This window comes from Pseudomonas abietaniphila (assembly GCF_900100795.1).
Lineage (GTDB): Bacteria > Pseudomonadota > Gammaproteobacteria > Pseudomonadales > Pseudomonadaceae > Aquipseudomonas > Aquipseudomonas abietaniphila.
The window spans coordinates 204950-217887 of sequence record NZ_FNCO01000010.1; the positions used below are offsets into that span (position 1 = coordinate 204950).

General features: G+C 60.2%; 12 protein-coding genes. 4 read left to right on the top strand and 8 right to left on the bottom strand.

The window, feature by feature from the left end:
- Positions 1 to 18: 18 nt before the first annotated feature.
- Entirely contained in the window at positions 19 to 411 is a 393-nt protein-coding gene (locus tag BLS87_RS19985; protein WP_062379920.1) for a DUF3301 domain-containing protein, read from the top strand.
- A 20-nt stretch (positions 412 to 431) separates the two neighbouring features.
- On the opposite strand, the gene BLS87_RS19990 is transcribed toward BLS87_RS19985, so the two are convergent.
- A complete protein-coding gene (locus BLS87_RS19990) occupies positions 432 to 1409 on the bottom strand; it encodes a CobW family GTP-binding protein (protein ID WP_074754835.1) in 978 nt (325 codons plus the stop codon).
- A 54-nt stretch (positions 1410 to 1463) separates the two neighbouring features.
- On the opposite strand from BLS87_RS19990, the gene BLS87_RS19995 reads away from it, so the two are divergent.
- Positions 1464 to 1835: an NADH:ubiquinone oxidoreductase gene (locus BLS87_RS19995; protein ID WP_074754837.1), complete on the top strand. Its 372-nt coding sequence runs from the start codon at positions 1464 to 1466 to the stop codon at positions 1833 to 1835.
- 144 nt (positions 1836 to 1979) lie between these two features.
- Here the strand turns inward: BLS87_RS19995 and zigA are convergent, their stop codons facing one another.
- Complete coding sequence (gene zigA, locus BLS87_RS20000; protein ID WP_074754839.1) at positions 1980 to 3182, bottom strand: zinc metallochaperone GTPase ZigA; 1203 nt, start codon at positions 3180 to 3182, stop codon at positions 1980 to 1982.
- An 88-nt stretch (positions 3183 to 3270) separates the two neighbouring features.
- Between zigA and BLS87_RS20005 the strand changes: the two genes are divergently transcribed.
- On the top strand, positions 3271 to 3660 hold the full coding sequence (locus tag BLS87_RS20005; RefSeq protein WP_074754841.1) for a glutamine synthetase: 390 nt from the start codon (positions 3271 to 3273) through the stop codon (positions 3658 to 3660).
- On the opposite strand, the gene BLS87_RS20010 is transcribed toward BLS87_RS20005, so the two are convergent.
- Entirely contained in the window at positions 3657 to 4901 is a 1245-nt protein-coding gene (locus BLS87_RS20010) for an N-acetylmuramoyl-L-alanine amidase (protein ID WP_074754843.1), read from the bottom strand. The two genes, BLS87_RS20005 and BLS87_RS20010, sit on opposite strands and share 4 nt — an antisense overlap.
- Positions 4902 to 5151: 250 nt before the next feature.
- Entirely contained in the window at positions 5152 to 5673 is a 522-nt protein-coding gene (locus BLS87_RS20015) for a DUF3617 domain-containing protein (protein ID WP_074754845.1), read from the bottom strand.
- 173 nt (positions 5674 to 5846) lie between these two features.
- Between BLS87_RS20015 and cls the strand changes: the two genes are divergently transcribed.
- Positions 5847 to 7286 (top strand): cardiolipin synthase, encoded by a 1440-nt coding sequence (cls, locus tag BLS87_RS20020; RefSeq protein ID WP_074754847.1) that lies wholly within the window; start codon positions 5847 to 5849, stop codon positions 7284 to 7286.
- Positions 7287 to 7413: 127 nt separating this feature from the next.
- Here cls and cfaB read toward each other — a convergent pair whose 3' ends face one another.
- The 4 genes from cfaB to hflC form a co-directional block, all read right to left on the bottom strand.
- Complete coding sequence (cfaB, locus tag BLS87_RS20025) at positions 7414 to 8598, bottom strand: C17 cyclopropane fatty acid synthase CfaB (RefSeq protein WP_074754849.1); 1185 nt, start codon at positions 8596 to 8598, stop codon at positions 7414 to 7416.
- A gap of 279 nt (positions 8599 to 8877) precedes the next feature.
- Positions 8878 to 10833 (bottom strand): heavy metal translocating P-type ATPase, encoded by a 1956-nt coding sequence (locus BLS87_RS20030; RefSeq protein ID WP_074754851.1) that lies wholly within the window; start codon positions 10831 to 10833, stop codon positions 8878 to 8880.
- On the bottom strand, positions 10830 to 11897 hold the full coding sequence (locus BLS87_RS20035) for an SPFH domain-containing protein (RefSeq protein WP_074754853.1): 1068 nt from the start codon (positions 11895 to 11897) through the stop codon (positions 10830 to 10832). The genes BLS87_RS20030 and BLS87_RS20035 overlap by 4 nt, the downstream gene beginning before the upstream one ends.
- On the bottom strand, positions 11894 to 12934 hold the full coding sequence (gene hflC / locus BLS87_RS20040) for a protease modulator HflC (RefSeq protein ID WP_074754855.1): 1041 nt from the start codon (positions 12932 to 12934) through the stop codon (positions 11894 to 11896). The genes BLS87_RS20035 and hflC overlap by 4 nt, the downstream gene beginning before the upstream one ends.
- Between the last annotated feature and the right edge of the window lie 4 nt (positions 12935 to 12938).

Consider the following 12938-nt stretch of genomic DNA (forward strand, 5'->3'; position numbering starts at 1 on the left):
TGTGGGAGCTCTCTTTTCATGCTAACCCTGGGCAACATATTCGTCCTGATGCTGCTGGCGACCGCTGGCGCTTGGCTGTGGCATTCCCATGGTCTGCGTGAACGGGCGCTTGAGCGCGTCAAACAGCACTGCGCCAAACTGGACATCGAACTGCTCGACGGCAACGTCGCTTTACGTCGCATCACGTTCAAGCGCGACAATGAAGGCCGCAAGCGTCTGGCGCGTGTGTATAACTTCGAGTTCACCGTGACCGGCGAACAGCGTCACCCCGGTACCATCACGATGTTCGGTGCGCACACCGCGCAGATCGAGCTGGCGCCCTACCCGTTCGAGATCAAGAATCCGAAGCCAACCGCTGAGATCATTCAGCTCGCGGAATGGCGCCAGGAACACAACAAGTGGAAGCAGTAATTCGCTGTGGATAACCCCTGCTAGGCCAGACAGGCTGCCAGCTGCGCGTTCAACGCTGCCTCGTCTTGCGGCGATGCGAAGATCAGTTCCAGACGTGAATCCTTGCGCCACTCACTCGGCGACCACGTCAATGCCCCACCCTCCAGCGCGTTAGCCGAGACCCATCCTGTCGGGCTGTGGATAACCAGCTTGGCCCTACGCCAATCAAGGCTTTGCACCCATTTCTGGACCTTCTGGGCATCGAATACCCGATCCGTATGCCAACGCCAGCCGATGCTCCAGCCTTCCGCCTGGCCTTGGCTCAGGCAAATTGGCTTCATTGGGTCGGTCCATACAGCCGGTAACTGGCTCAGCGTCCTCGGCACAGCGACGTTCGGCACAACAGGGTTCTCCACACCCTCGCTGGCACGCGCGCTGATGCCGGGCAGCCGATCAACGGGAAGCGCACCGCGTTCGGTCCAGAAGACGGGTCGAGCAGGCAGCGCATCGATGACCGCCTGACGTTTGCCCTGATCCAGTGCTTCAGACTTGTTCAACACCAGCAAACCGGCCTGCGCCAGTGCTTCGTGCTGTGTCGGCGGCAAGGCCTTACCGGCCGCTAGCGCCTGCGCATCGAGCACCATGACACCGGCTTGCACCGCGAGGACGCCAACCCAGGGTGCCTCGTGCAACTGCGCGATCAATTGCACAGGGTGACCCAGACCGGAAGGCTCAATGAACAGCCGGTCCGGCCGGGCCTTGCGCAGCAGGCGCCCCAGACCGATCTGAAACGGCGCCCCGTTGACGCAACACAGGCATCCACCAGCCACTTCGCCAAGTGCGATACCATCCTCGGCCGTGGTCAGCAGCGCCGCATCCAGGCCGATCTGGCCGAACTCATTGATCAGGATCGCCCAGCGTTCATTCGCCGGTTTCTGGGCCAGCAGGTGTTTGATCAGGCTGGTCTTGCCTGCGCCCAATGGGCCAGCAATGACATGGGTGGGAATGTTCTGCAGCATGTCCGGCCATTCTTGAACGTCGCTCCCGAAAACGAGCGCAGACGGAGGTAATCGATGCGAGCAAACTGGCTGCCCGTGCGGCTGGCGTTGATGGTGTTGGCGATGACGTCGAGTCAGGCGTGGGCTGAGTCCTGCGTGGTTCACAGCCAGGCCGAACGGCTTGATGTGAAAGTCTGCCAGGAAAATCTAAACATCCCGCCCGACCTGTTTCACGATGGCTTCTGCAAACCACAGCTCAAAGACCAAAAGGTCGAAGTCACCTACCTGGAACAATGCCCATCGGGGTCGTTCGGCCAGTGCAACAACGCGCAAGTCGCCAATATGCCCTATCGGCAGAACATTCACTATTACGGCGTCGCCAGCGATGCGGCGTTCCTGAAGCCGTTTTGCGAGCAGCAAAGCAAGGGTGTGTGGAAAGCGCAGTGAGCGGATGAACGTCAAGTGAACCTGCACATAAACAAAGCCCTGTGGGAGCGAATTCATTCGCGAAGAATGTTTCAGGCGATATGGCCATGTCTGACTGCACTCCCGCTTCGCGAATGAATTCGCTCCCACAACTGCCCCGCTACCTCACGCCGCGTCGCCGTACCAGTCTCCAAATGGATCGGCCAGTTGGCTCCAGCCCTCGACACCGATTGCCATTTCCGCATCGGTCAGCAGGCAACGGTCCAGATCAGCCGTCAGTTGGGTGAAGTTGATGTTCTGACCGATGAACACCAGTTCCTGACGGCAATCTCCGGTTTGCGCGAGCCAGTTGCGCATGATCACCTGCGTACTTTCCTCGTCCTGCGGCCAATGCGCCTTGGGCACGAAACGCCACCAGCGCCCCGCAAACCCATGACGCATCAAACCGCCCGCCTGAGACCAGCTCCCTGCGTCCTGATGTTTACTCGCGAGCCAGAAAAAGCCTTTGGATCGCAGCAGCTTTCCGTTGGTCCAGGGTTGATTGATGAAGTCGAAAAACCGCTGCGGATGGAACGGTCGACGCGCCCGATAAGCCGTGGATGCGATCCCGTACTCTTCGGTTTCCGGGGTGTGCTCACCGCGCAGTTCCTTGAGCCAGCCCGGCGCCTGGGCCGCACGCTCGAAATCAAAACGTCCGGTATCGAGAATCTTGCCCAGCGGAACCGCGCCCATCACCATCGGCAGAATCTCTGCCTGGCTGTTAAGCCGTTTTAGGATCGCCAACAACTCTTGTCGATCACTTGAGCTGATCAGATCAATTTTGCTGATCAGAATCACGTCAGCGAACTCAACCTGCTCGATCAGCAGATCGGTGATGGAGCGCTCGTCGTCTTCACCCAGGGTTTCGCCCCGACTGTCCAGGCTTTCAGCCGCCTGGAAGTCCTGAAGAAAATTAAGGCCGTCGACCACCGTCACCATGGTGTCGAGCCGCGCGATATCGGCGAGACTCTGCCCGGACTCGTCGCGGAAGGTGAAGGTCTCTGCAACCGGCAGCGGCTCGGAAATGCCGGTGGATTCGATCAGCAGGTAGTCGAAACGGCCATCGTTGGCCAACCGGCTGACCTCCTCGAGCAAGTCCTCGCGAAGGGTGCAGCAGATGCAGCCGTTACTCATTTCCACGAGCTTTTCTTCGGCGCGGTTAAGGCTGACATCACGTTGCACGTCGCTGCCGTCGATGTTGATTTCGCTCATGTCATTGACGATGACCGCGACACGCAGGTTTTCGCGGTTGCGCAGAATATAGTTCAGCAGGGTGCTTTTACCGGCACCGAGGAAGCCGGACAGAACGGTCACGGGAAGGCGGTTCATGGACATCTCATCATTAGCAGGTTCAGGTGCTTTTTACGTTATAGTATAACAATACAAACCTGCTAACACTTTTTACAAGGGCGTCTCGATGATCAGCGTTTTGAGGGTTTTGATGGGCCTTTTCCTGCTGCTGAGCGCTCCGGTCTTCGCTGCCCCGCCGTCGCCCAGACTCGGTCAGGCGCTGTGCACCCGCAGCGCAACATTACTGGCGTGCGTCGACGCCTACGGCAACCGCTACAGCGTGGCGACGTCGGGGACGACGATGTACTTGCGCGGCTATGAAAGCGCTGGCAGTCGCCGCTGGGCGCAAACCAATAGCCGGTATGGCTCGATGACGTTTTTTACAGGACTGGCCTCGGATGGCGAGGCTTGGGCGGGGTACATCCGGAAGGTCGGCTGGACGACGATCAGCCGGGTGGCGAGCTCCAGCGGCAGCCGGAGCAAGATCACCTGTGATCGCGTGATGGGCTGTCGTTAAACGACCGCCTGTTCCGCCGCCTTCTGCGCCTGCCGCCAGGCAATGAACGAACCGGCAGGCGGATTGCGTTCGAAGTACGTCTTCATGCCATCGAACAGGCCATCGGCCACGGCCTGCTGGTGACGCGCCGTCACCAGGCGCTGGCTGTCGCGGCTGTTGGAGATGAAGCCGGTCTCGACCAGAATCGACGGCACATCCGGTGATTTCAACACGGCGAAACCCGCCTGCTCCACGCGCTTCTGGTGCAGCGTGGTCACGCCTTCCAGACTGCCCAACACGGTGTGGCCCAACTGCAGGCTGGCAGCAATCGTGGCGTTCATCGACATGTCGAGGATCACGCCCGCAAGCATCGGGTCCTTGTCTTTCAGATTGAGCAGACTCGTCGCACCGATCAGGTCTGCGCCGTTCTCGCGCTGAGCCATGAATCGCGCGGTGGCAGAGGTCGCGCCATTTTCAGACAGCGCAAACACCGATGCGCCGGACGCGGTCAGCCTTGGCGCAGCGTCTGCGTGCACGGAAATAAACATGTCGGCGTTGTACTTACGGGCGATGTCCACGCGCTTGCGCAGCGGCACGAAGAAGTCATCGTTACGCACCAACCGCACATCAAAACCCTTTTCCCGCTTCAGGCGTTTGGCCAACAGTTGAGCGATGGACAGCACCACGTCCTTTTCCCGCTCGCCTTTGGAACCAATGGCGCCAGGGTCTTTGCCGCCATGACCGGCGTCGACCACCACCATGATGTCGCGCTTGGGGTGATTTTTATCGAGAACAGGAGCAGGCGGTTCTTTAACCGGTACGGCAGGCGCGGCGGCGAGCGCCGCTGGCGTGTGCGTCACCAGGTCGTGACCCAGATCCACCACCAGACGATTGCCCTGTGAACCCTCTGGCCCGAGAAGAAAGCTGTTGAGCTGCACCGGCGAAGTCAGGTCCAGGACGATGCGGGTGTCGCCCTGTCCGAAATGCCCGGAGCGAATCGCCTTGACCGGCGTATTTTCCAGCGCCAGCTCGGGGAAGTTGCCTTCCAGCCGCGCTCCACTGACATCGATGATGATGCGGTCCGGCGCACTCAGCGTGAAGGTCTTGTACTGCACCGGACCACTGAGATCGAACACCAGTCGCAGTTTGTTATCGGAACGCCAGAGTCGGGCGTTGCGAATTTGAGCGGCATGGACAGAAAAAGGAAGCGCGAAGGCGGCGCTGGCCAAAAGCATATTGAGCAGCATTTGACGTCGGTGCATGACACGTTCCGTAGAAAAGCGAGCATCCCGGCTCTGATAGACATGACATTCTTAGTAACAATATAACATGCCGACCAAAGGTCAAAGATGAAGCTTTTGATAAGAACGGATAAAAATTGAGACGTAAATCAAAGGTTAAGAACAAAAAACTCATGTGAAACAAGAAGATGTTCCACGTGGAACATGAGCACGAAATGGACGATGCACATAAAAACGCCCCGACAGGCGGGGCGTTCAGACAAACGGTCTATCAGGTCCTCGGTTTTACGGTGCCGCAGTTCTGACCCAGCCAAACTGCTTTCGTGTCCATGCTGCCGTTTTGCTGCTGGCCGGTGGCATTGAAGGAGCCGATCACGTGGGTGTTGAACGCGCGATCACTGAGAAATTGCGCAGTGCCTGTCCCTTGCGCACGTGGGCAGCTGAATTTGAACTTCCAGGTCGGGCCGTTGCGGTCGGTGATCTGCTGCGTGCATCCCGTCTTAGGGTCCGTCAGCGGGATTTGCTCGTTCTTCACCTGCTCCGGCGTAAGGCAAACCCGTACGCCCTGCCCGCCCAACGTAATGCCTTGTTTTGCCAGCATTTGTTCCATGGCCGCGCGCTGCTGCGGGGCCATCATTTGCAGCTGGGCGAGCATGACCTGCATATCAGGCATCTGCTGACCATCGACCTGCATGTTGCTTGATGTCAGTTCCCAGAGCCCGGGTTGCAGCACTTGCGCTTGAGCGAAGGGCGCAGCCAGACAAACCATCAACGCCAATACGCGCTTTTTCATGAACCTGATTTCCTTTTTGCTCAGAAGCAGTTTGAACACGGCCCTTTAAAGCCGGTAGACGATGAGGCTTAGACGACGAATCGTGCCGCCAGTTGCAGCCCTAATAAAATAGCGACAATCCTCCCGTACTGTGGTCTGTTAGACACCAAGACGCCTACAGCACAAGGTTGCGCATGGATTATCACAGCCCGTATTTCTTTGGCTACTTGCTGGGTTTTACTCACTTGTTGGGCATCGTAGCAGCGATTCATGCGTTGCTGACCGTGCGCACCGCACAAGGCTCAATCGCTTGGGCAATGCCGCTGATCTTTATCCCTTACATCACCCTCATTCCCTACCTCGTCTTTGGCCGCAGCACCTTCGACGCCTACATCAAGGCACGACGGCAGGCGAACAACGAGATGCGCAACGCCATCGTCGATTTCAACTGGAAGCCTTGGATCGAAGAAGCCGTAGCCGCCCGCCGTTCGGACGCCTACGAATCGCTGCGCGCCATGCCCAAGCTGGGGCGCATGCCCTGCCTGGCCAATAACGAAGTGAAACTGCTCATTAATGGCGACGCGACATTTACCGCGATCCTTGAGGCGATACGCGCCGCGAAGCGGGTAGTGTTCGTGCAGTTTTTCATCATTCATGACGATGGCCTCGGACGACGACTGCAAGCGCTGCTGCTGGAGAAGGCCGCCGAAGGCGTCGAGGTCTTTGTGCTGTACGACCGCATCGGCAGCCATGCGCTGCCTGCCAGCTATATAGAGAAACTGCGCGTAGGCGGCGTGCAGATCAAGGCATTCGCCACTCGAGGCGGCTGGCTCAACCGCTTTCAGATCAACTTCCGTAATCACCGCAAAATCGTCGTGGTGGATGGCGTGAAAGGCTTCGTCGGCGGGCATAACGTCGGTGATGAATACTTGGGCCTCAAGCCGCCGCTGGCGCCTTGGCGCGACACACATGTCGCCATCGTCGGCCCGGTAGTGGCGTGTTTGCAGGAGTCGTTTGCCGAGGACTGGTTTTGGGCGACGCGGCAACTGCCGCCACTGATCCTGCCTGACAGCTACCCCGAAGATGGCGTGCTGTGTCAGTTCCTCGCGACCGGTCCAGCAGACTCCCAGGAAACCTGCTCGCTGTTCTTCGTCGAAGCAATTCACTCGGCAACACAACGGGTATGGATCACCACACCCTACTTCATCCCCGATGAAGCGGTGTCGGCAGCGTTGCGCCTGGCCGTTTTGCGGGGCGTCGATGTACGCCTGCTGCTGCCTTCGCGCCCTGACCATTACACCGTGTATGCAGCGTCCAGCCTGTTTGCCTTTGAAGCGGTGCGCGCCGGCGTGCGAATGTTCCGCTATCAGCCGGGCTTTCTGCATCAGAAGGTGGTGCTGGTGGACAACGAAATTTCAGCGATCGGGAGCGCCAACCTGGATAACCGCTCGTTTCGCTTGAATTTCGAATTGATGCTGCTGACCGTGGACGAGGATTTCGCCCGGGAAGTCGAGGCCATGCTCAGCGATGACTTCGCCCAGGCGATTGAAATTTCAATCGAGGACAGCAAAGAAACCCATCACTTGCAGCAACTGGGGATGCGCGTCGCGCGGTTGATTTCACCGATCCTCTAACATCCTGCAGCGCCAATGTGGGAGCGAATTCATTCGCGAAGCCAAGGTACAGGCGGCACACGTTCAGCGATTGTGCCGCCGTCTCGCGAATGAATTCGCTCCTACGCAGAACAGACTTCGCCCTGCTTCACGCGTAAAGATCGTCCCGCGTCCACGGCAAGTCATGGCTGCCATCGGGGCGCGGCTTCACCGCCAGGATCTGATGAAGGTTGATCCAGCCTTTGGAAAACGCGTACGCGCAGCCGGCCAGGTAAAGACGGAAGATCCTCAGGGCCTGCTCCGGCACCATCGCCGCCGCCACGTCCAGTTTCTCTTCCAGACGCATGCTCCAGTGATCGAGGGTCCTGGCGTAGTGAAGACGCAGGCTTTCGACGTCGACGACTTCCAGCCCGGCTTCACTGATGAACCCGGTGATCATCGACAGGTGCGGCAGCTCGCCATTTGGAAACACATAGCGGTCGATAAAATCACCCGCGCCGCGCCCTACCGGACGACCGTCGGTGTGCTTGGCGGTGATGCCGTGGTTCATCACCAGACCGCCCTCCTTCACCGCGCCAAACAGGCACTTGGCGTACAGCTCCAGGTTCGCATGACCAACGTGCTCGAACATACCGACACTGACAATTTTGTCGAAACGACCGTCCTGGGGCAGATCGCGGTAGTCGAGCAATTGCAGCTCGACACGGTCTTCCAGCCCCTCGGCTTTTACCCGATCTCTGGCCAGCGCCAACTGCTCGCGGCTCAAGGTAATGCCAAACACCTTCACGCCATACTCTCGCGCCGCGAAGCGTGCCAGGCCGCCCCATCCGCAACCGACATCGAGCAGGTACTCGCCGGGCTTGAGGCGCAGCTTGCGACACAGGTGGTCGAACTTGTCCTGCTGCGCTTGCTCCAGCGTTTCGTGGCCTGTCTTGAAGTAGGCGCAGGAATAGACCATCTCCTTGTCCAGCCACAACTGGTAGAAGGCATTGGAAAGGTCGTAGTGGTAGGAGATCGACTTGGCGTCGGTTTCTTTGTCGTGTTCCGTGCGCACCGGGACGACGTTGTCGTCTTCGTCCACCAGGGCGGCGGTCAACTCATCGCACACCCGCATGACTTCGCTGATCGAGCCTTCGAGTTCAAGCCGGCCTTCAACGAACGCGCTGCCCAGCAGATCAAGGCTGGGGTGCGAGAAATCGGAAACCAATGAAGGGTCTTTGACGACGATGGTGACGCTGGGATCAGTCCCCAGATCAAACTCGTTGCCGTCCCAAAGCTTGAGTCGCAGTGGTAGATGAAGTTTCTGTAACGCCGGTGGAAGTTGCGCGAGCATTGAGAAAACCCCCTGATCCAGGAACACGGAAAAGGGTAGTCCAAAACCGATTCCACGTAGGAATCGTCAGGCTATCGGCTTTTTGAATAACGACGGTGAACCAGAATGCGGGCCTTCCATGCGCCCCGGGGTTCTAGCCAATTTGAAGCCTGCGATGGAGCACCCTCTTCATGACTGTAGGATAATTTGTTACAGAGTTCTTCAAAGCTCAAGCGAATTTTTATACTTAGCCAAGGCCTCTAACCCGGCGCTCTCAGAGAAAGCGCCGAATACAAAGGCTTACGCGGGATTGTGAAATTTTGCGATCGGTTCGTGGAAGCGCAACAAACGGCCAGCATTGCCCAGCACCAGCAGGGTGCTGAGGTTGTGCAAAACCGCCGCAATCATCGCACCTGCGGCGCCAAGCACGCCGAACGCGGCAAGTGCAACGATGGCCAGCGTCCAGCCCAGACCGATGATCACATTGACCTGCAGCGTGTGTCGGCACTGGCGGCTCAGGCGCACGCAGGTGCCCAGGCGACGCAGGTCGCTGCCGATCAGCACGATGTCGGCGGAAGCCAGCGCGATGTCGGCACCGCCAGCGCCCATGGCAACGCCTACGACGCCCGCTTTCAAGGCCAGCGAGTCGTTGATGCCATCGCCGACCACCATCGGCCGAAAGCCGCTCTTGATCTCGCCCATCACGCGATTGAGCTTGTCCTCAGGCAAGGCCTGGGCATGGATGTCGCTGATGCCCACTTCGTGCCCCAAGGTGTCAGCCACACTCTGACGGTCACCGGTCAGCAACAACTGACGCCCCATCCCCAGATCACGCAGCTCGCTCAACGCTTGACGCGCCTCAGGCTTGAGGCTGTCGGCCAGCAGGAGCCAGGCGAGGAACACACCGTCGACTGCCAATCCGGCAATCGGGCCGTCGTGATTGGGAACCGGCGACGTCGGGATGCCCAACTGGGCGAACAATTCAGGACGCCCCAACGCCGCTTCGCCTCGCGCAGTCTGCGCAACGACACCCAGGCCCTGACGCTCGCGAATGTCTTCCAGCGCCAGCAAGTCCTTTTTTTCCACCAGCCCCGCAAGCGCACGACTGACCGGATGGCTGCTCGCCGAACCGAGGCTCGCCGCCAGCGCGGCCACGTCCTCGCCTGCGCCCTCCTCGGCCTGTATCGACTGCAGGCGAAGGCTGCCGTACGTGAGCGTCCCGGTCTTGTCGACGACCAGCGACGTCAGGTCGGCCAACTCCTCAAGGAATGCCGAGCTGCGAATCAGAATGCCGTGACGCGCCGCCACCGCGATCCCGGCAATGGCCGTCGCGGGCGCCGACAGCACCAGTGCACACGGGCATGCGGCGACCAGCACCGCGAGCATGGCTTGCGCGTTATTGGTGATGAACCAGGTGACGGCCGCGATCAGCAACACCAGCACCATGTAACTGCCGGCGTATCGCTCCAGCAGGCGTGTAATCGGTGGTTTGGAACGTTCGGCGCTCTGCATCAGGGCGATGACCTTGCCCAGCGTCGACTCGTTACCGATGCGCGTCACTTCGATGCGCAGCAGGCCGTCGAGGTTGATCGCACCGCCAAACACTTCCATGCCGGCACGCGCTTCCAGCGGCACTGATTCTCCGGTGATGGGCGCTGTGTCGAGGCTCGCCTGTCCGGACATCACCAGACCGTCGGCCGGCACCCGATCGCCCGCGCGTACCTCTACCCGATCACCGGCCACCAGCGAGCCGTTATCGACTTCACGGATCGAGCCGTCGGCAGCGATCAGGCGCGCATGGCTTCGAGTCAGGCGACCCAACGCCTGAATCGCTTCCTGAGAACCGATGACGCTGCGCTCTTCCAGCACGTGGCCGAAGATCATGATGATGGGCAGCAAGGCGGCGGTCATGAGGTCACCCGTGGCCCAGGCACCCAGCATCGCCAACGCGATCAGTTGGTCGGTGATGCCGTGCAGACTGGGATAGCGCAGGCTGTGCCAGCCGGCACTAACCACCGGAATTGCCACCAGCAATGAGGCGGCGCCCAGCAATAACTGACTGACGCCGACTTGCTCAGGCGCAAAAAACCGCCAGACCAAACCCAACGCCAACAACCCCAGCGCGAGCATTGCCAGCGTCAGTTGGCGGGCGGCGCTGCGCTGTTCTTTGCCGGTCAGCATGCTGCCAGGTGCGGGCGAGTCGTTGTGGTCGTGCGCGTGTTCATCCGCGTGGTTGTGTACAGCTTCGCCACTCATTTGTCAGCTCCCTGAATGATCAGGCGTGAATCGTCATGGGGATCGACCGTCGTCACGGAACCGGCCTGTTTGAGAATGCCCGGCACACGCTCGCGGTAAATGCGCAGCAGCAGGCCAGGGTCGCTCTTGTTCTGGATCGACTGCGCCAGACCGGTCACAGCAGCGGTGTCGGTCTGTGCTTTGGCCAATCGTTCGGACGCCTGGGCGTGAGCAACCTGCAAGGTACGATCGGCCTGTTGGTTGGCGGTCTGATTGGCTTTTTCCGCATCGGTACGGGCGTTGGCCACCGCCTGATCGGCCTGTTGGCTGGCGGTCAAAACAGCATTGAATGCGTTCACGGCCGCTGCAGGCAGGCTGGATTGCACGTCCACCCGAACCACCTCCACGCCCAATCCGACGCCCGTTGCCGTCAGTTCATCAAGGCGCTTGTTGATGCCTTGCACCAGATCGCCACGCAGACGCTCGCGACGCTCGGCCGACTGACTGTCCGACCCGACCAACTCAGGCCGCGCCACCAGAATCGTGTCCAGATCCCGCGCCGCCGTGAGGCTGACGGCGCTGCGATTCACCAAACGGTCCAGCGCTGGCAACACGTGCTCGCCCTGCAACACAAACTCACGCGGGTCGGTGACCTTGTAGTACGCCGTCACATCCAGCTGCACCACACCCGCATCACCGGTCAGCAGATAACCGGACCCCGCCAGCGCATCACTCATGGGCGTGGCGAAGCTGGTGACCTTGTCAGCCGCCAATGCGGTGGGCGAGCGCAGCAAGGTTTCCACATGCCGCTCAATCACTCGATCTGCCGAGGGCAGCAGCACGACCTGTTCGAAAGGTTGCGGCCAGGCTAACAACAGGCCTGCGTTCTGTACCCGATCGAGCTCGCCGAAGCGGAACACCACGGCACGGTTTTGCGGGTCGATCTGACGCACGTTGGACACGGCCCAGCCGAGCGCGGCCAGCAACGTGACCACGTACAGCCCCAAAAACGCCAACCGGCTGGCCTGCAACCACGGGCTGTTGACCACGGGACGCTCGACCTGCATCGAGTCCTGGTCACTCATGGTTGCGTTCCAGCCTTGCCATCCTGCTTCCCGTCCAACTGGGGCGGACCGTCTACCAACACACGGAACGGCGCGGCATCGGTGCGCAAGATCAGCTTGGTGGTCGGGCCCACGACGGTGCCGAGGGTGTCGAGCGAGCGCAGCAGGTTGTACAGCTGCGGCGAGCTGGCGTAAGCGCGGCCATAAATCAACGCCGCTTCGACGCGGGACTGGGCTTCAATGTCGGCGGCTTTCACGGTGGCATCCGCCTCAACGATCCGCGCATCACGTTCGGCAGCCGAACGAATCTGCGCGGCTTCGCGCTTGCCGATCGCCGTGCGTTCGGTGGCGATGGTTTCACGCTCGGCGCGCATGCGGTCGACCGTGGCATTGAGGGTTACCGAAGGCAGCGTCAGACGCTCGACACCCACCTGCAGGACGCGTACGCCATAAGTGGTCAGCAGTTGCTTGTCGATCTGCTGACGCAGCTGGTTTTCGAAATCGGCGATGCGCACCTGACTGGCGTCGGTATTGATCAGACTCGACAGGTCGAAACTCGCGGCGGTGGTCTCCAGTGCGGAGCCCACAAACGTACGGATCTGGCGGGCGGCTTCATCCGGCTGATTCTGCACGGCGCGCATGAAGCGTTTCACGTTGTCGGGGTCGCCCTGCACCTGCCAGGCGACATACGCCTGAACGATGATGCGCAGGCCGTCGCGGGTGCCGACATCCTGCAAGCCGCTTGATGTCGTGCGCAGGCGCAGGTCCACAGGAATTGCGGCTTCGAACGGCGCAGGCCAGCGCCAGCTCAGGCCCGGGTCTAGCAATACGCGGGACGGATTGCCGAAGCGCGTCACCACCGTCGCCTCGCCGCAACGCACCTGCACCAGGCTCGCAGCGGCCACGGCAAACGCGATCAGCACGGCTGCCAGTGACGCGCGACGCCAGGGAAAGGCTGCCGGGCCCGACGCTTCACCGTGATGGTGATGCCCGTGATGATGACCGCCATGGTCATGACCTGCATGGTCGTGGTGATCGTGGTTATGAAACAGACTCAAGGGA